This window comes from Roseicitreum antarcticum (assembly GCF_014681765.1).
Classification (GTDB): domain Bacteria; phylum Pseudomonadota; class Alphaproteobacteria; order Rhodobacterales; family Rhodobacteraceae; genus Roseicitreum; species Roseicitreum antarcticum.
Map to the genome: position 1 here is coordinate 2,650,004 of NZ_CP061498.1, position 17,580 is coordinate 2,667,583.

Consider the following 17,580-nt stretch of genomic DNA (forward strand, 5'->3'; position numbering starts at 1 on the left):
GCCTGACAGCCTGCATTGTCGTTGTCACAGCATAGTGGTAGCTGCAAAGGGCATCGTCTGACAACCGGAACCCCCCATGCCGCGCACCCTTACCTTTCTGGGCATTGAAAGCAGTTGCGACGATACGGCTGCCGCAATTGTGCGCGCGGGCCGGGGCGCGCCCGAAATATTGTCGAATGTCGTGGATGGTCAGGTGGATCTGCACGCAGCCTTTGGCGGGGTCGTGCCCGAGATTGCTGCGCGCGCCCACACCGAGAAGCTGGATCTGTGCGTCATGCAGGCGCTGGACCAGGCCGGGCTGACCCTGCGCGACGTGGACGGGGTTGCCGTGACGGCGGGGCCGGGGCTGATCGGCGGCGTGCTGGCGGGCGTGATGTGCGCCAAGGGGATCGCGGCGGGCGCGGGCCTGCCGCTGGTCGGGGTCAACCACCTGGCGGGGCATGCGCTGACGCCCCGGCTGACCGACGGGCTGGCCTTTCCGTACCTGATGTTGCTGGTCTCGGGCGGGCATTGCCAGTTCCTGCTGGTGCGCGGCGTCGATGAATTCACCCGGCTGGGCGGCACGATTGACGATGCCCCGGGCGAGGCGTTCGACAAGACCGCGAAGCTGCTGGCCCTGCCGCAACCCGGCGGTCCGATGGTGGAGCGAGAGGCGCGCACAGGCGATGCCGGTCGGTTCCGCCTGCCGCGCCCGTTGATGGATCGGCCGGGGTGCGACATGTCGTTCTCGGGCCTCAAGACGGCGGTGCTGCGGACCCGCGATGCGCTGATCGCTGAACATGGCGGGCTGAGGGTGGCTGACCGCACTGACCTTTGCGCCGGGTTTCAGGCCGCCGTCGCCGACGTGCTGGCCGAGAAATCCCGCCGCGCCATCGCGCAATACCTGGCGTTGTCGCCTGCCGTACCCGCCTTTGCCGTGGCGGGTGGGGTGGCTGCAAACCAGACGATCCGGGCTGCGCTGGAGCAGGTCGCGGCGGAGGCAGGGCTGCGCTTTGTCGCGCCGCCGCTGCGGCTTTGTACCGACAATGCCGCGATGATCGCCTGGGCCGGGATCGAAAGGTTTCGGATCGGGTTGACCGATGACATGACCCTTGCGGCCCGTCCGCGCTGGCCATTAGATCAGACCAGCCCCGGAATGCTGGGGTCTGGCAAGCGTGGGGTAAAAGCATGAGCGGTGTGGCAATTCTTGGGGCGGGGGCGTTTGGCACGGCGCTGGCCTGCGCAATGTCGGACCGGGTCGTGACCCTTTGGGCACGCGATCGGGAACAAGCGGCGGATATTCAGGCCCGGCGCGAGAACACGCGCCGCCTGCCCGGCGTGCATCTGCGCGATACGGTGATGGTCACGTCGGAACTGGGCGATGCCATGGCTGACACGATCTTGCTGGCGCTGCCCATGCAGAAGCTGGCCGGGTTTGTCGCCGATCATGCTGCGATGCTGCGGGGCCGCAGGTTGGTGGCGTGCTGCAAGGGGGTCGATCTGCAACGCGGCATCGGCCCGGCGCAGGTGATCGAACAGGCGCTGCCGGGCGCGGTCACCGCCATCCTGACCGGCCCCAGCTTTGCCGCAGATATCGGGCGTGGCCTGCCGACCGCGCTGACGCTGGCCTGCGCCGATGACGCGGCGGGCGCAGAATTGCAGGAACAACTGTCCGCCCCCGCGCTGCGCCTGTACCGCACGACGGATGTGACCGGTGCGGAACTGGGCGGGGCGCTGAAGAACGTCATCGCCATCGCCGCCGGGATCGTGATGGGCGCGGGGATGGGGGACAGCGCGCGCGCCGCTCTGATGACGCGCGGTTTCGCCGAGATGGTGCGACTTGCCGAAAGTGCAGGCGCGCAGGCCGAAACCCTGAGTGGGTTGTCGGGCTTTGGCGATCTGGTGCTGACCTGCTGTTCAGACAAATCGCGCAACTATCGCTATGGTTTCGCCCTTGGCGCGGGCACGGAATTTGACACGACCACCACGGTTGAGGGGGCGGCCACCGCCCATGCCGTGGCCCGCCTGGCGCGTGAAAAGGGGATCGACATGCCCCTGACCACGATGATCGCGGCAGTCATCGACGGGAAAGTCACCGTCGATCAGGCCCGCGATGCCCTGTTATCCCGACCCCTTAAGGAGGAATGAATGCCCCTGTTCATGATGATTTGCCGCGACAAACCCGACCATCTGGCCCTGCGTCTGGAGACGCGCGGCGCGCACCTGGCCTATATCGCCGATACCGGCGTGGTTGCTCAGGCCGGACCGCTTCTGGATGAGGTGGGGCAGATGACCGGCTCGCTCATCATCCTTGATGTGCCCGACATGGATGCGGCGCGGCACTGGGGCGGGAATGACCCGTATTTCCAGGCCGGGCTATTTGAAAGCGTGACGGTGGAGCAATGGAAGAAGGTCGTCGGCTGATGGCGCACTGGCTGATGAAATCCGAACCCGATGTGTTCGGCTGGGATGATCTGGTCGCCAAGGGTGCGTCAGGCGAGGAATGGGACGGCGTGCGCAATTATCAGGCGCGCAACAACATGCGCGCCATGGCCATCGGGGACCAGGCGTTTTTCTACCATTCCAATATCGGCAAGGAGATCGTCGGCATCGCCGAAATCTGCGCGCTGGCCCATCCTGACAGCACGACGGATGATCCCCGTTGGGAATGCGTCGACATCCGTGCGGTTGAAAAGCTGCCGCGTCCCGTCGGCCTTCAGGACTGCAAGGATGAGCCCCGGCTGGCTGATATGGTGCTGGTCAACAACATGCGGCTGTCGGTGCAGCCGGTCACCGATGCCGAATGGGCGGTGATCTGCGAGCTGGGCGGCTTGAAGGGTTAAGGCACGCGATAGGGGTGTTGCGGGTGCAACCGCGTATATGCCCTCCAGAAATGCAAACACCCCCGGCACAGGCCGGGGGTGTTTTTTTTGGCTCTGATCTTGATTGCGGATCAGTTTTTCGCTTTGTCGACCATTTTGCCCGACGAGATCCAGGGCATCATCGCGCGCAGTTTCTCGCCGACCTGTTCGATCTGGTGTTCGTCGTTGATGCGGCGGGTGGCTTTGAAGAACGGCTGGCCGACGGCGTTTTCTTGCATGAAGTCCCGCACGAATTTGCCGGTCTGGATGTCGGTCAGGACCTCTTTCATCCGGGCCTTGGTTTCGGCGTAGGGCAGGATGCGCGGGCCGCTGACGTATTCGCCATATTCCGCGGTGTTCGAGATCGAGTAGTTCATGTTGGCGATGCCGCCTTCATAGATCAGGTCGACGATCAGCTTTACCTCGTGCAGGCATTCGAAATACGCCATTTCCGGCTCATAACCCGCTTCCACAAGGGTTTCAAAGCCCATGCGGATCAGTTCGACCAGACCACCACACAGCACGGCCTGTTCGCCGAACAGGTCGGTTTCGCATTCCTGGCGGAAGTTGGTTTCGATGATGCCCGAGCGCCCGCCGCCGATGGCCGCGCAATAGGAAAGGCCGACTTCCATCGCCTTGCCGCTGGCATCTTGGTGCACCGCAACCAGGCAGGGCACGCCGCCGCCCTTGGTGTATTCGCCGCGCACGGTGTGGCCGGGGCCTTTGGGGGCCATCATGATCACATCGACGCCGGGCTTCGTTTCGATCAGGCCGAAATGCACGTTCAGGCCGTGGGCGAAAGCAATCGCCGCGCCGTCGCGCAGGTTGTCGTGCACGTATTTCTTGTAGGTTTCAGCCTGCAGTTCGTCAGGCATGGTGAACATGATCAGATCGCACCATGCGGCGGCTTCAGCGATGCCCATGACCTTCAGGCCCTCGGCTTCGCATTTCTTAGCCGAGGCTGAGCCTTCACGCAGTGCCACGACGACATTCTTCGCACCCGAATCGCGCAGGTTCAGCGCATGGGCGTGGCCTTGGCTGCCATAGCCCAGGATCGCGACCTTCTTGTCCTTGATCAGGTTGATGTCGCAATCGCGGTCATAATAAACGCGCATGATGTAATCCTTCCATCTTGATGATGGGCGCAGAATAGGCGGTTTTGGGCGGGGATGCTTGCAAACTCTTGCGGATTTCGCGGATTTCGCGGATTAACATTCGCATAATCTATATAAAGTAAAAAATTCATGCGCCTTGATGATACCGACCGCCGCCTGCTGCGCCAGTTCATGGCAGAGCCGACGCTGACCACCGCCGATCTGGCAATGCGCGCCGGCGTGACCGAGGCGACCTGTTGGCGGCGACTGGAACGGTTGCGCAAGGGCGGTGTGCTTACGGGGCAGCAGGCGGTGATCGACTGGCGCGCGCTGGGCTGGGCGGTGGAGGTCAGTTTGCGCTTCACGCTGGACAAGACCGACCCGCGCGCCTTTGATGAATTCATCGCCGCTGCGCGCGAGGTGCCCGAGGTGCTGGAAATCCAGACCTTTCTGGGCCGCGTCGATGTCCGGCTGAACGTCATTGCGCGCGACATGGCACATTATCAGCAGATCTACCGTGACCGTATCCTGACGCTGCCGCATATCTCTGACATTGAATCGCTGATGCATCTGGCGGAAATCAAGCGCGGCGACGGGGTGCCGCTGTGACAGGGCTGCGCGCATGATCGAACTGGACGAGATCGACCGCGCCATCTTGCGCGCGCTGTCCCGCGACGCCACGCAAAGCGCGGGCGCGCTGGGGCGGGCGCTGGGCCTGTCGCAACCGGCGTGCTGGCGACGGGTGCGGCGGTTGCACGACGTGGGTGCCATTTCCGGGCGGCGGCTGGTGCTGGACACCAATGCGCTGGGCTTTGGGGTCACGGTGTTCCTGGGTGTCTCGCTTGCCGCGAAGGGCCGCGTCAGCCTTGAGGATTTTGAGCGTGCGGTTTCTGCCATCCCCGAGGTGCAGACCGTGCAGCACGTGTTGGGGATCTATGACTACCGTTTGCGGGTCATTGCGCGCGACCTGTCGGATTTTGAGCGGGTGCTGCGCCGCCGTATCCTGACACTGCCTGGGGTGGGCGCGGTCGATGCCAACGTCCTCATGTCCGAAGAGCGGCGGCCCGGGCCGTTCGGCTGACCTTGGTGCTCAGGTCCAATGCGGTGTGTAATCATCCCCCAGCCGCAGGTGCAGGTCGGTCAGGTCCACGGGCCGCACGGGCGCAAACTGCGCCGGATCCGGGGCATAGCCGAGCGCCACAAAGTCCCAGCGGTACATCTGATAGGTCAGGTGGACGGCCAGATCGTCGAAGAACGCGGCGACCGGGTGCTGGCGGGGGGTGGCCGGATTGAAGCGGGGCACGGCGTCCAGCGCGACCGCGTGCGGCGTGCGCACCTGCGCCAGCACCCCGGCCATGCCCGCGCCGAAATCCTCGATCTGGAACACAGCATCATAGCGCCCGCCTGCGCGGATCAGGGGGCGCAGGTGGTGCGTCTGCGGCAGCCAATGGATATCGGCGGCCTGGGGCTTGCCGAAGGCCAGCGTGTCGCGCGCGAACAGCAAAAAGCGCCGGAAGCTGGCGATCTGGTCGAAATCGCCTGTGGTCTGCACGCCGTAATTCTGGCGCAGCATTTCGCGCAGCGGGCCGCCGTAGGGAAGGCCGTCGCGCTGCGTGGTGCATATCTTGTCAAAGAAGCACGACACGATCCGCGTGAAAGGGTTGCGCACGGCGCTGAAGCTGTAGCTGGCATGGGCCGCGATATTGGCGTTGATGATCCCGGGGGCGTGTGGGTCGGGCGCGCTGTCCCAACGGTTGGGCCATTTGATCAGGCCAGTTGTGGCATCATGGATGTCGCCGTCAAAGAAACGCCCGTGGTCCGAGGCGTGGAGGATCTGCCCGATGGTCGAGCACGCGGCTTTCGGCACCACCTGGTAGAGCAGACTCTGGCTTTCGGTCAGCCAAACCCCCGTCAGATCACGCATTCCCGGCCCTTCGTCGCTTTTCGCTGCATCATGCGTCAGCGGGCAGGATTGCGAAAGGGGGTCTTGTCTCCTGCGCGCGGGCTTGGCACTGTCAGGCGAAACAAGCCGAGGGGACGAGAATGGCTTACGATTATGACGATCAGAATATTTTTGCCAAAATCCTGCGCGCCGAGATTCCTTGCGACAAGGTGCATGAGACGCCGCACAGCCTGGCCTTTCGCGACATCTCGCCCAAGGCACCGCATCATGTCCTGGTGATCCCGAAGGGGCAATATGTCTGCTTTGACCATTTTGCGGCAGACGCTTCGGACGCCGAGATCGCCGATTTCACCCGCGCTGTCGGGCAGGTCTGCGCGCTGCTGGGGGTAGAGCCGGGGCATGGCGGCGACGGCTATCGCCTGATCTCGAACGCCGGGACAAACGGTGTGCAGGAGGTCGCGCACCTGCATGTGCATATTCTGGCGGGCCGGAATATTGGCCGGATGGTTCAGCCGGCCTGAGGGTGCCGTTCCGCCTTATTTCGTCAAGATCAGCTTTCCGGCGCGGGTGATGCGCAGATGATAGAGTTTGTCATCCAAGACGATATGCGCCTGAACGCCGCCGCCCGTCAAAACCTGCGCGTCATGGACGGGCACGGTATCGGTGGCGGTAACTTTGTCGGCCAGATAAAGATTTGAAACAGACATGTTCATTTTGCAGCCCCCTCGACGAAGTCCAGCAGGCGGTCCAGCATTGGGCGACGGTGGGTCGGCAGGAAGAGCAGTGCGTTGAAAGATTCGGGCGCGTGCATAAGGTGCATCCTGAAGGGTTGGGGTTTGGGCTGACCCTTTGGGCTGGCATGGAATATATCTGACAAAAAAAGTGGGCATTGTCAAACCTGATTCTTTTAGTCTGATTTGGCTGGCGTGTTTTCGCCATCGCCGCCCGGGTGCTGGCAATGTCGGCCGGGACGTGCTGCCATGCCAGCCAATCCAACATATGCGAGGGAGACCGCCATGGCCGCGCTACGAACCGCCGTTGATCTGACAGGGCTGGAGGTCGGCTATGACATCCCCGCGTTGCCCGGCATGACCCAAGACGAGGTGCAGACGCCTTGTCTGCTGCTCGACCTCGATGCGTTGGAACGTAACATCGCCAAGATGGGGGCGTTTGCGCGGCGCCACGCCATCCGCCACCGGGCGCATGGCAAGATGCACAAATCGGTGGATGTGGCGCTGTTGCAAGAACGGCTTGGCGGTGCCTGCGGCGTGTGCTGTCAGAAGGTATCGGAGGCCGAGGTTTTCGTGCGTGGCGGCATCCGCGATGTGCTGGTCAGCAATCAGGTGACCCAGCCCAGCAAGATCGACCGGCTGGCGCGACTGCCAAAGCGGGGCGCGCGCATCCTGTGCTGTGTTGATGACATGGCGAATATCGCCGACCTGTCCGCCGCCGCCCGGCGGCATGGCACGCAGATCGAATGTCTGGTTGAGATCGACTGCGGCGCGGGGCGCTGCGGTGTGACGGCGATGCCCGAGGTCGTGGCGCTGGCGCGTGCGATTGATGCCGCCGCCGGGCTGAAGTTCGCAGGCATTCAGGCCTATCAGGGCGCGATGCAGCATCTGGGGACCTTTGACGCGCGCGCCAGCCAGGCCGCGGTCGCGACGGCCATGGCGCGCGAGGCCGTCGCCGCGTTGCATGCGGCAGGGCTGGCATGTGATGTCGTGACCGGGGGCGGCACAGGAAGCTACGGCTTCGAAGCGAAATCGGGCGTCTATACTGAATTGCAATGCGGGTCCTACGCCTTCATGGATGCGGATTACGGCCGCATTCTGGACCGCGACGGCCAGCGCATGGATGCGGGTGAATGGGAGAATGCGCTGTTCATCCTGACCAGCGTGATGAGCCATGCCAAGCCCGGACAGGCAGTCTGCGACGCGGGGCTGAAGGTGCAATCGGTCGACAGCGGCCTGCCGGTCGTCTTTGGCCGTCAGGATGTGACCTATGTCCAATGCTCGGATGAGCATGGCGTGATCGCCGATCCCGGGGGCGTGCTGGCGATCAATGACAGGCTGCGCCTCGTGCCCGGGCATTGCGACCCCACATGCAATATTCATGATTGGTATGTCGGCATGCGCGGCGACAGGGTTGAAGTGGTGTGGCCGGTTTCGGCGCGCGGCAAGGCGTATTGAAGAAGGGGGCCAATGACCCCGCCGGTATATACGGAACCGGCGAGGGCAGCGGCCGATTTCCCCGGCTTTTGAGCAGGATCCATTGGCTGCATCGGCGTTTGCGCTACCGGGTGACATTGCGTGCGGGGGCTCTGGCGCGCATGCGAATCCCCTTGATTTGAATACCTGTCTGAGGCATAAAAAACGAAGCGACGTTATCTCTATCGACTACTGTTCTCCGTCTTCGGCCACAGTCCATTCGATCTTGCACTGACTGAGCCGAGCTGCCGCAATACCGTGGGCAGTGATTAAGACAGGAGTTCTCACGATGGCTAATGGCACCGTGAAATGGTTTAACGCAACCAAAGGTTTTGGTTTCATCCAGCCCGATGGCGGTTCGAAAGACGTCTTCGTGCACATCACCGCGCTGGAACGCGCTGGTCTGCGCGGTCTGGACGATGGTCAGAAAGTGACCTTCGACCTGGAAACCAGCCGTGATGGCCGCCAATCGGCGACCAACCTGGCACTGGCATAATTCAACGCTGACCAAAGGTCGGTGCTTGAAATTTGGCGTTTAACGCTCGTAGGCTGCCCATACATTGGGCAGCTTTTTTATTTCGCATAGGTTTTGTGCGACAAACAGCATCTGAACCTTTGACGTTTCACGCCCGGGACCCCATGTCTTTGGCATGACTCAAACACAGTTCAGTAGCGGGGCCGAAGTGCGCCGTGATATGGTGCTGGCCACAGATCTGGATGGCACCTTCCTTGGCGGCAGCGATGCCGACCGCAAGCGACTCTACGCGTGGTTGCGCGATATGGCCCCGGATGTGCGCCTTATCTTCGTGACAGGGCGCGACCCGGCCTTCATTGCCGACCTGTGCCGCGACGGATTCGTGCCAACCCCGGAATACGTGATCGGAGATGTCGGCACCACCATTGCGCGGGTTGTCACCGCCCCCGGCAAGGTCGCGATCGAGCCGATTACCGCGCTGGAGGCTGAAATAAGCGCCACCTGGGCCGATTGCGGCGATCGCGCGCGGGCTCTTTTGCGGGACACGCCAGGCATGTGGGAACAAAGCGTGCCGTTCCGCTATCGCCTGTCCTACCAATATGACGCGACATTCCGTCCGGAAACTGTCGATCGTGTGCGGGAACTTGGGGTGGATGTGCTGATTTCGCACGGGTGTTTTGTTGATATCCTGCCAAAGGGCATCAGCAAAGGACCCTCCCTGCTGCGCCTGCTTGGCCATCTGTCGATCCCGCAAGATACCGTTCTGGTGGCGGGTGATACGTTGAACGATCTGTCGATGTTCCAGACCGGATTGCACGGCGCCGTTGTTGGCGGGGCCGAGGCTGAATTGCTGGCCGCCACCAAGGATCTGCCGCGCGCGCTGCATTGCACGGCCATCGGTGCTGCTGGTATCATCGAGGCGATCCATGCCCATAACCTTCACCCGACCCCACCGGAGATATACGCATGAAATCGGATCTGGTCATCGTTTATCATCGTCAACCCTATGAAGAGGTTGAGGAAAATGGAAAAACCGTGCTGCGCGAACATTCCAGCCCTAACGGGATTGTGCCCACCCTCAAGGGGTTTTTTGGGCAGGTCAACCGGGGCGCCTGGGTGGCCTGGAAGCTGGCAGAAGATACCTCTAATCCCGGGTTTGAGCCCGTGATCGAAATCTCGGACCGGTTTGGCACCTATTCCGTCAGCCGTTTGCCCCTGACCGCCGAAGATGTGCGCAGCTTCTACCATGTCACGTCGAAAGAGGCATTCTGGCCTATCCTGCACGGGTTCAAGGAGCGCTATAACTATGACCCCGTAGATTGGCCGACCTTTCGCAGCGTCAACTGGGCGTTCGCAGAAGCCGCTGCCGAAGAGGCGTCGGACGATGCGGTGATCTGGGTGCATGACTACAACCTTTGGCTTGTGCCGGGTTATCTGCGGCAGTTGAAGCCGAACGCGCGCATCTGTTTCTTCCACCACACGCCTTTCCCGTCGGCGGATATGTTCAACGTCCTGCCCTGGCGCGATGAGATCCTGGAAAGCCTGCTGGCATGCGATTCGGTCGGTTTTCATATCCCGCGCTATGCGCAGAATTTCGCCGGTGTTGCCCGCAGCCTGAAGGGCACGCGCGTGTCGAAGGACGAGGTGACGCTGCCTGAACTCTGCCGTCCCGGTGCTGCGCTCAACGACCGCGTCACGCCGCTGGAGTTGGAGGTCGGTGACCGCCGCGTGGCGATTCATACCAGCCCCGTGGGGGTGAACTTCGATTATATCGAACAGCTTTCCGCCACCGATGAGGTGGCCACGAAGATCAAGGCCATCCGCGAGGATCTGGGCGATTGCAAGCTGGTGCTGTCGGTGTCGCGTACGGACTACACCAAAGGCAATATAGAACAGCTGGAAGCGTTCGAGCGGCTTATGCAGCGCCGTCCAGAGTTGCGTGGCAAGGTGCGGCTGATGCTGGTGTCGGTAGGCGCGAACCGCAACATGACCGCCTATGAGGAAATTCAGCAGAAGATCGAGGAACTGACCGGGCGCATCAACGGCACCTATGGCAGTTTTGAATGGCAGCCGGTCGCGCTGATCTCGCAGGCGATCCCGCTGGCGCAGTTGGTGGCGTATTATGGGGCGGCAGATGTCGCCTCGATCACGCCGCTTGCAGACGGGCTGAACCTTGTGGCGAGCGAGTTTTGCGCGGCCCAGCATGGCGAGGCCCCCGGGGCGCTGATCCTGTCGGAATTCGCAGGATGCGCGGTTCTGCTGGAAGGGGCGATCCCGGTCAATCCGTTCTCGCACGGGTCGATGGACGCCGCGTTGGACCAGGCGCTGGCCATGGGGCCGGACGAGGCGGTCGCGCGGATGGCCGCCCTTCGCAAGGCTGCGCGGCGCTGGGACATCGCGGGTTGGACGAAGGATGAGCTGGCGCATTTTGAAAAGCTTCGCCACCTCAACACTTCCGAAAACCGGCCAGCCGCATAACGCCGAATTTATCGGGTCTATCGCGGGCGCAGTACCGAAACCGGGCTGCGCCCGTCCGGTTTGGCTTGACACTATGGCCGCGCGTGAAAGATTAAGGGGCAATCACCCGAAATACCTGTACGACGCCGTGTAGGGCCGCATTAACAACGGAAACCCTGAAGCATGTCCCTTGCTCTTATCGCAGCGCTGCCGTTCCTGGGCGCGCTTCTGCCCGGTCTGATGATCCGCGCGGGCCGAAATGTCTGCGCGCTGGTCACAGGGGCGTTCACGGCGCTGGCCTTGTTGGGCGTGCTGCTACATGCCCCCGCCGTGCTGCGCGGCGAGGTTGTGCAGACGCAGATCGAATGGATGCCGATCCTTGGCCTGAACGCGAATTTCTTCCTCGACGGTTTGGGCCTGCTGTTTTCCATCCTGATTCTGGGCATCGGGCTGCTGATCATCCTCTACGCCCGGTTCTACCTGTCCAAATCAGACCCGATGGGGCAGTTTTATACCTATCTGCTGCTGTTTCAGGGCGCGATGGTGGGGATCGTGCTGTCGGACAACATTTTGCTGATGCTGGTGTTCTGGGAGCTGACATCGCTGTCGTCCTTTCTGCTGATCGGCTATTGGAAGCACCTGCCCGAAGGGCGGCAGGGCGCGCGCATGGCGCTGGCCGTAACGGGCGGTGGCGGTCTGGCGTTGATCGGGGGGATGCTGATCCTGGGCGACATCGTCGGCAGCTACGACCTGACGGTGATCTTGCAAAACGCCGATCTGATCCAGGCGAGCCCGCTGTACCTGCCCGCGCTGATCCTGATCTTGCTGGGGGCCTTCACCAAATCAGCGCAGTTTCCGTTCCATTTCTGGTTGCCCCATGCCATGGCCGCGCCGACGCCGGTTTCGGCCTATCTGCACTCGGCCACCATGGTGAAGGCGGGGCTGTTCCTGCTGGCCCGGCTGTGGCCGGTGCTGTCGGGCAGCGACGCGTGGTTTTACCTCGTCACCGGCGCGGGGCTGATCACCATGGTGATGGGGGCCGCGATCGCGCTGTTCAAGGATGATCTGAAGGGGTTGCTGGCGTTCTCGACCGTCTCGCATCTGGGGCTGATAACCATGCTGCTGGGTACCGGCAGTGCCTTCGGCGCGGTTGTGGCAGTTTTTCACATCATCAACCACGCCACGTTCAAGGCGGCATTGTTCATGACTGCGGGCATTGTGGACCACGAGGCGCATACGCGCGACATCAAGCGGCTGGGTGGCCTGCGGCATTTGATGCCCGTGACCTTTACCATTGGCACCATTGCGGCGCTGTCGATGGCGGGGATTCCGCTGCTGAACGGTTTCTTGTCGAAGGAAATGATGCTGGAAGAGGCGGCGCATACCGGGCTTCTTGTCGGGGCGCTGGCGACGCTGGGGGCGTTGTTCTCGGTCGCCTACAGTTTCCGCTTCATCTCGCATGTGTTTCTGGGCCCTGTGCGGCATGATTACCCCGCGACGCCGCATGATCCGGGGTTTGGGATGTGGGCTGCACCTGCGTTTCTGGTCGTTCTGGTCGTGCTGATCGGCATCTTTCCCAACACCATGGTCGGGCCACTGGTCGCTACGGTATCGAGCGCGGTCATCGGCGGGGCGGAGCTGCCGTATTACGCACTGAAACTGTGGCACGGGCTGGTGCCTGCGCTGTTCATGTCGATTGCGGCGATTGTCGGTGGGTATCTGGTGCTGCGCGCGCACGCGCCGCTGGACAGGGCGTGGCTGAATGCACGTCGACCTGAAGCAAAGCAGATGTTCGACGCGGTGATCGGCGTGGTTGTGCGGCTGTCCGCGCGTCTGACTAATATTTTGCACGACGGCGCGATGTCCCGGTATCTGGCGATCTTTACGATTACCGCCGTGGTGTTCAGCGCTGTGGCGTTCATGGGCGGCACTCATACTGGCGGGACGAGAGAATTGTTGCCGATTACGATCATGCCGCTGATCGGGTGGGTCTTGCTGGTCGTGGCGACGGTGACGGTAGTGCTGGTGCATCGCAACCGCCTTTTGTCGCTTGTGTTGATCGGGGTGATCGGGCTGATCATCTCGCTGGCGTTCGTGTATCTGTCCGCGCCTGATCTGGCCCTGACCCAATTGTCGGTCGAGGTGGTAACGGTCATCTTGCTGCTTCTGGCGCTGAACTACCTGCCGAAGGGCACGCCGGTCGAAAGCACCAGCTTCCGTCGCACGCGCGATGGGGTGATTTCGGTGGTGGCGGGACTTGGCGTTACGGCGTTGATCTATGCCATCATGACCCGCGACTTCGAAACCATCTCGTGGTTCCACCTGGAGAATTCATATTCCGGCGGCGGCGGCACCAATGTGGTCAACGTGATCCTGGTGGACTTCCGGGGCTTTGATACATTTGGCGAAATCATCGTGCTGGGCATCGCCGCGCTGGCAATCTTCGCCATGGTCGAGGCTTTGCTGACAGGGCGCAGCGGACGTACCTTGTCGAACTGGCCGCGCGATACGACCCATGCTGGCGACCGGCACCCGCTGATGATGGTGGTGGCCACCCGCGTGGCGCTGCCGATCGCGCTTGTTGTCGGGCTGTTCATCTTCCTGCGCGGTCATGGAGAGCCGGGTGGCGGCTTCATTGCCGGGCTGGTCGTTGCTATCGCATTGTTGATGCAATACATGGCCAGCGGCTTTGCCTGGGCGCAGGCGCGCCAGCGGATCGATTATCACAGCATGATCGCGGCGGGCATCATGATCGCGGCGTTGACCGGGGTGGGCTCATGGCTGGCGGGGCGGCCGTTCCTGACCAGCTCGTTTGGCTATATCACCATCCCGCCCCTGTCAGAGTTTGAATGGGCCACGGCGATTGCCTTCGATATCGGCGTGTTCCTGACGGTTGTGGGCGCTGTGATGCTGGCGCTTGCCAGTCTGGCGCGGATCGCAGGCCGAACCGGCGAGCCGGTGAATGCCGACCCGATGGATATAATCCCTGCCACCCGCGATGCCCGAAAAGAGGAGAGCCACTGATGGAGCTGCTGGTTGCAAGCGGTGTCGGTCTGCTGACGGCGGCCGGGGTCTACCTGATGCTGCGCCTGCGGACCTTCCCGGTCATTCTGGGGCTGTCGCTGCTGGCGTATGCGGTGAACCTGTTCCTGTTTGCCAGTGGACGGCTGGTGGTAAACCAGCCGCCGGTGCTGCTGAACGAGGGGCCGTATACCGACCCATTGCCACAAGCGCTGGCGCTGACTGCTATCGTCATCGCTTTTGGCATGACGGCGCTGGTGGTCATCATGGCGCTGGCGTCCTTTGTCCGTGCGGGCACGGATGAGGTGGACATGGAGACCGAAACGCCCGTGGCACATGAGGCGGCTAACGACACCCCGACAGGAGACGCCACGTAATGCTGTCCCACTGGATTATCGTCCCGATCATTCTGCCCGCCCTGATCGCACCCCTGCTGGTCTTGTCGGCGCGCTATGATATCGTGTTGCAGCGCGTGATCTCGCTGGCCTCTGTCGTGTTCTTGCTGGGCGTGACCGTTGCGCTGACATGGACGGCGGCGGGCGGCACTGTCGAGGTCTATGAGATGGGGAACTGGCCCGCGCCGTTTGGCATCGTCATGGTGCTGGACCGGCTGTCGGCCATGATGGTGCTGATGACCTCGGTGCTGGGGCTGGTCGTTTTGCTCTATGTCATCGGTACCGGATGGGACCGGCGCGGCCGGCATTTTCACGCGTTGTTCCTGTTCCAGTTGATGGGGCTTTATGGCGCGATGCTGACGGGCGACCTGTTCAACCTGTTCGTGTTCTTCGAGGTACTGCTGATCGCCTCCTATGGCCTGATGGTGCATGGCGGCGGCAAGCTGCGGCTTCAGGCGGGCGTGCAATACGTGATCTACAACCTTGCCGGTTCGACCCTGTTCCTGTTCGCGCTGGCCACGCTTTACGGGGTCACCGGCACGCTGAACATGGCGGATATGGCGGTCAAGGCGCCTGCACTCGCCGAGGGTGACGCGGCATTGCTGCGCACGGCGGCCGCGATGCTGCTGATCGTCTTCGCGGTGAAAGGTGCGCTGGTTCCGATCCATTTCTGGCTGCCCAACACCTATACCCACGCACCCGCACCCGTCGCGGCCCTGTTCGCCATCATGACCAAGGTTGGGGCCTATGCTGTGATCCGGGTCTACACGCTGGTCTTCGGGCCCGGCCTGGCGGTGACGAACACGATGCCTGCCGATTGGATCCTGCCCGCCGCGCTTGTCACCCTGATCATCGGTATGGCGGGGGTTCTGGCGGGCGGCAGCTTGTCGCGGATGGCGTCTTTCGCGGCCATCGGTTCGATGGGGACGCTGTTCATCGCGATCTCTGCCTTCACACCGGAAGCGACGCTGGCGGCGCTCTATTACATGGTGCACTCGACCTTTGCCGGGGCGACGCTGTTCCTGATTGTTGATCTGGTCCAGCGGCGGCGCGGCAGTTGTGCGCTGGATCTGCGGGCGCCCATGGCGCAGAGCGGGCTTATTGCGGCGATGTTCTTCGCCGCCGCCATTGCGACGGCGGGCATGCCGCCCTTGTCAGGCTTCCTCGGCAAGCTGCTGGTGCTGGACGCGCTGCGTAGCGAACCGGGCGCGGCGCTGATCTGGACGGTGATCCTGGCGACATCGTTGATCGCTGTGCTGGGGTTTGCACGCGCGGGCAGCATGCTGTTCTGGAAACCGCATTCGGTCGCGGGGGACGGGACGCCCCCCGCGCCGCAACTGAACGCATTGCCGTTGGTCGCCACCGGGGCCATGCTGGCGCTGTTGCTGGCCCTGACGGTGCTGGCGGGCCCGCTGACTGGCTACATGGAGGCGACTTCGGCGCAGCTCTATGACACATCAACCTATATCGAGGCCGTGCTGGGCACCGACGGGGTGGAGGGGACACAATGATGCGCCGGATTCTACCGCACCCGCTGTTGTCGCTGTTGCTGCTGTTGGTCTGGGTGATGCTGGTCAATGTGGTGACGCTGAACGCGATCGTGTTCGGCGTGATCGTCGGCATCTTGATCCCGATGATTACCGCACCCTATTGGCCGGACATGCCAAAGCTGCGGAACCCGCTGATGATCGCCGAGTTCATTCTGGTTGTCATCTGGGATATCCTGATGGCGAATATCCATGTCGCGCGGATCATCGTGTTCAAGCGCAACGCGGACATGCAGCCCAGATGGATCACCGTGCCGCTGGATATCCGCACACCCGAAGCGATCACTGTTCTGGCGGGTACGATCACCATGACGCCGGGCACCGTGTCCAGCGACCTGGCCTCGGACGGGCGCAGCCTGCTGGTACATTGCCTGGACGCACCTGACCCCGACGCCGTGATTGCCGAGATCAAGACCCGCTATGAACGCCGCCTGAAGGAGATTTTCGAATGATGGCCGCTGCCCTCTACTTCGCGTTTGGCTGCTTTGGGCTGGCGCTTCTTATCAACATCTGGCGGGTGGCGCGCGCGCCGGGTGTGGTAGACCGCGTGCTGGCGTTGGACACCATGGTCATCAACGCCATTGCGCTGCTGATCCTTTATGGCATCAGCGCCGATACGGCGGTGTATTTCGAGGCGTCAATGCTGATGGCGATGGTCGGTTTCGTTTCTACGGTCGCCTATTGCCGCTTCATGTTGCGCGGCGACATCATTGAATAAGGGGGCGTAGAGCGGATGGCTTTCGTGGCAGAACTGATCGTTGCGCTGATGCTGGTAGTCGCCGGGATCTTCGGGCTTGTCGGGTCATTCGGGCTGGTCAAGCTGCCCGATGCCATGACGCGCCTTCACGCGCCTACCAAGGCCACGACCGTGGGCGTGGGCGGTGTGCTGATCGCGTCCATGCTGCATTCGCTGATGTTCGGCGCGGGATTGTCGTTTCATGAGCTGATGATCACGCTTTTCCTGTTCCTCACGGCGCCCATTACCGCGCATTTCATCGCCAAGGCGCAGTTGCATCGCCATGTTTCGCAGCATGAAACGTCAAAGCCTGTGGGCGATGCGCATTGGGCGGGCTACCAGCCGGTGCCAGAGGTTTCCGACGCCCCGAAGACTCCGTAGGCCCGAATAATCGGTAGGCGCGAATAATCGGTAGGATTGAAAGCGCGGCAGATCAGGCGCGTCAAGTGTTTGGGGCGATCGTGGATGCAAGGCGGGGACAGATGCCCCGCGCCGCATGCTTGGCTTTTGCGCGCCCAGACGCCCTTATCGCAGGCGCAGATCGGCGTGGTCGCCGTCGCCCCGGTCAGCAATGAAGCGCAACATGTCCCCGTCGCGATACACCGTCTGGCAATTGTACCCCAGGGCGTTGCCGCTGCCATAGCTCATGTCGCGGCAGAAGTAATTGCCTTGCCAGTCCCATGTGCCGGTCACGGTAAAGCCAAACGCGCTGCCCGTAATCTGGCCGTCTGGCGTGACGTTCAGGCGCACGCCGAACCGCGTCAGGTCGCGGCCTTCGATCAGCTCGATAAATTCGGACCTGTCCTTTACCAGAAAGAACTCGCGCGCCTGCGCGTCCAGCGGGACCGATAGTACGGCTGCCGCAGTCGCGGCCATGATGATATTCGGGCGCATCCGCGACCCTC

At 62.4% G+C, this 17,580-nt stretch carries 21 protein-coding genes; 17 read left to right on the forward strand and 4 right to left on the reverse strand.

The annotated features are described in order from the left end of the window. The first annotated feature begins 76 nt into the window (after nucleotides 1-76). The 4 genes from tsaD to H9529_RS12655 are packed head-to-tail and all read left to right on the forward strand — an operon-like array spanning nucleotide 77 to nucleotide 2,822. Nucleotides 77-1,171: a tRNA (adenosine(37)-N6)-threonylcarbamoyltransferase complex transferase subunit TsaD gene (gene tsaD, locus H9529_RS12640; protein ID WP_092884784.1), complete on the forward strand. Its 1,095-nt coding sequence runs from the start codon at nucleotides 77-79 to the stop codon at nucleotides 1,169-1,171. Further along, entirely contained in the window at nucleotides 1,168-2,127 is a 960-nt protein-coding gene (locus tag H9529_RS12645) for an NAD(P)H-dependent glycerol-3-phosphate dehydrogenase (RefSeq protein ID WP_092884786.1), read from the forward strand. The genes tsaD and H9529_RS12645 overlap by 4 nt, the downstream gene beginning before the upstream one ends. After that, nucleotides 2,128-2,403, forward strand: coding sequence for a YciI family protein (locus H9529_RS12650; protein ID WP_092884788.1), 276 nt, complete (start codon nucleotides 2,128-2,130; stop codon nucleotides 2,401-2,403). Continuing rightward, nucleotides 2,403-2,822, forward strand: a complete 420-nt coding sequence (locus H9529_RS12655; RefSeq protein WP_092884790.1) for an EVE domain-containing protein — start codon at nucleotides 2,403-2,405, stop codon at nucleotides 2,820-2,822. The genes H9529_RS12650 and H9529_RS12655 overlap by 1 nt, the downstream gene beginning before the upstream one ends. A gap of 110 nt (nucleotides 2,823-2,932) precedes the next feature. Here the strand turns inward: H9529_RS12655 and ilvC are convergent, their stop codons facing one another. Beyond that, complete coding sequence (ilvC, locus tag H9529_RS12660; protein WP_092884792.1) at nucleotides 2,933-3,955, reverse strand: ketol-acid reductoisomerase; 1,023 nt, start codon at nucleotides 3,953-3,955, stop codon at nucleotides 2,933-2,935. A gap of 129 nt (nucleotides 3,956-4,084) precedes the next feature. Here ilvC and H9529_RS12665 point away from each other — a divergent pair, with 129 nt between their 5' ends. Both H9529_RS12665 and H9529_RS12670 read left to right on the forward strand, forming a co-directional pair. Next, nucleotides 4,085-4,543: an Lrp/AsnC family transcriptional regulator gene (locus H9529_RS12665; protein WP_092884794.1), complete on the forward strand. Its 459-nt coding sequence runs from the start codon at nucleotides 4,085-4,087 to the stop codon at nucleotides 4,541-4,543. Nucleotides 4,544-4,556: 13 nt separating this feature from the next. Beyond that, nucleotides 4,557-5,015 carry an Lrp/AsnC family transcriptional regulator gene (locus tag H9529_RS12670; protein ID WP_092884796.1) on the forward strand — a complete coding sequence of 153 codons (459 nt, stop codon included), beginning with the start codon at nucleotides 4,557-4,559 and terminating at the stop codon, nucleotides 5,013-5,015. Between the two features lie 9 nt (nucleotides 5,016-5,024). Here the strand turns inward: H9529_RS12670 and H9529_RS12675 are convergent, their stop codons facing one another. Continuing rightward, nucleotides 5,025-5,858 carry a sulfotransferase family protein gene (locus H9529_RS12675; protein ID WP_092884798.1) on the reverse strand — a complete coding sequence of 278 codons (834 nt, stop codon included), beginning with the start codon at nucleotides 5,856-5,858 and terminating at the stop codon, nucleotides 5,025-5,027. 119 nt (nucleotides 5,859-5,977) lie between these two features. Here H9529_RS12675 and H9529_RS12680 point away from each other — a divergent pair, with 119 nt between their 5' ends. Beyond that, nucleotides 5,978-6,358 (forward strand): HIT domain-containing protein, encoded by a 381-nt coding sequence (locus H9529_RS12680; RefSeq protein WP_092884800.1) that lies wholly within the window; start codon nucleotides 5,978-5,980, stop codon nucleotides 6,356-6,358. 15 nt (nucleotides 6,359-6,373) lie between these two features. Here the strand turns inward: H9529_RS12680 and hemP are convergent, their stop codons facing one another. Continuing rightward, nucleotides 6,374-6,550, reverse strand: a complete 177-nt coding sequence (gene hemP / locus H9529_RS12685) for a hemin uptake protein HemP (protein WP_397544873.1) — start codon at nucleotides 6,548-6,550, stop codon at nucleotides 6,374-6,376. 303 nt (nucleotides 6,551-6,853) lie between these two features. Here hemP and bhcC point away from each other — a divergent pair, with 303 nt between their 5' ends. The 10 genes from bhcC (at nucleotide 6,854) to H9529_RS12735 (ending at nucleotide 17,056) form a co-directional block, all read left to right on the forward strand. Continuing rightward, a complete protein-coding gene (gene bhcC, locus H9529_RS12690; protein WP_092884804.1) occupies nucleotides 6,854-8,026 on the forward strand; it encodes a 3-hydroxy-D-aspartate aldolase BhcC in 1,173 nt (390 codons plus the stop codon). Between the two features lie 307 nt (nucleotides 8,027-8,333). Beyond that, on the forward strand, nucleotides 8,334-8,540 hold the full coding sequence (locus H9529_RS12695) for a cold-shock protein (protein ID WP_092884806.1): 207 nt from the start codon (nucleotides 8,334-8,336) through the stop codon (nucleotides 8,538-8,540). A 154-nt stretch (nucleotides 8,541-8,694) separates the two neighbouring features. Beyond that, nucleotides 8,695-9,489 (forward strand): HAD-IIB family hydrolase, encoded by a 795-nt coding sequence (locus tag H9529_RS12700; protein ID WP_092884808.1) that lies wholly within the window; start codon nucleotides 8,695-8,697, stop codon nucleotides 9,487-9,489. Then, on the forward strand, nucleotides 9,486-10,997 hold the full coding sequence (gene ggpS / locus H9529_RS12705; protein WP_092884810.1) for a glucosylglycerol-phosphate synthase: 1,512 nt from the start codon (nucleotides 9,486-9,488) through the stop codon (nucleotides 10,995-10,997). Before H9529_RS12700 ends, ggpS begins: the two co-directional genes overlap by 4 nt. Before the next feature lie 162 nt (nucleotides 10,998-11,159). Continuing rightward, complete coding sequence (locus H9529_RS12710; RefSeq protein ID WP_092884812.1) at nucleotides 11,160-14,000, forward strand: monovalent cation/H+ antiporter subunit A; 2,841 nt, start codon at nucleotides 11,160-11,162, stop codon at nucleotides 13,998-14,000. Further along, nucleotides 14,000-14,374, forward strand: coding sequence for a Na+/H+ antiporter subunit C (locus tag H9529_RS12715; protein ID WP_092884814.1), 375 nt, complete (start codon nucleotides 14,000-14,002; stop codon nucleotides 14,372-14,374). Before H9529_RS12710 ends, H9529_RS12715 begins: the two co-directional genes overlap by 1 nt. A 2-nt stretch (nucleotides 14,375-14,376) precedes the next feature. Continuing rightward, nucleotides 14,377-15,903, forward strand: a complete 1,527-nt coding sequence (locus H9529_RS12720) for a monovalent cation/H+ antiporter subunit D (protein ID WP_092885366.1) — start codon at nucleotides 14,377-14,379, stop codon at nucleotides 15,901-15,903. Beyond that, on the forward strand, nucleotides 15,900-16,391 hold the full coding sequence (locus tag H9529_RS12725) for a Na+/H+ antiporter subunit E (protein ID WP_092884816.1): 492 nt from the start codon (nucleotides 15,900-15,902) through the stop codon (nucleotides 16,389-16,391). The genes H9529_RS12720 and H9529_RS12725 overlap by 4 nt, the downstream gene beginning before the upstream one ends. Next, nucleotides 16,388-16,657, forward strand: a complete 270-nt coding sequence (locus H9529_RS12730) for a K+/H+ antiporter subunit F (protein ID WP_092884818.1) — start codon at nucleotides 16,388-16,390, stop codon at nucleotides 16,655-16,657. The genes H9529_RS12725 and H9529_RS12730 overlap by 4 nt, the downstream gene beginning before the upstream one ends. Nucleotides 16,658-16,672: 15 nt before the next feature. Then, nucleotides 16,673-17,056 (forward strand): Na+/H+ antiporter subunit G, encoded by a 384-nt coding sequence (locus H9529_RS12735; RefSeq protein WP_092884820.1) that lies wholly within the window; start codon nucleotides 16,673-16,675, stop codon nucleotides 17,054-17,056. A 144-nt stretch (nucleotides 17,057-17,200) separates the two neighbouring features. On the opposite strand, the gene H9529_RS12740 is transcribed toward H9529_RS12735, so the two are convergent. Next, nucleotides 17,201-17,569, reverse strand: a complete 369-nt coding sequence (locus H9529_RS12740; RefSeq protein ID WP_092884822.1) for a hypothetical protein — start codon at nucleotides 17,567-17,569, stop codon at nucleotides 17,201-17,203. Between the last annotated feature and the right edge of the window lie 11 nt (nucleotides 17,570-17,580).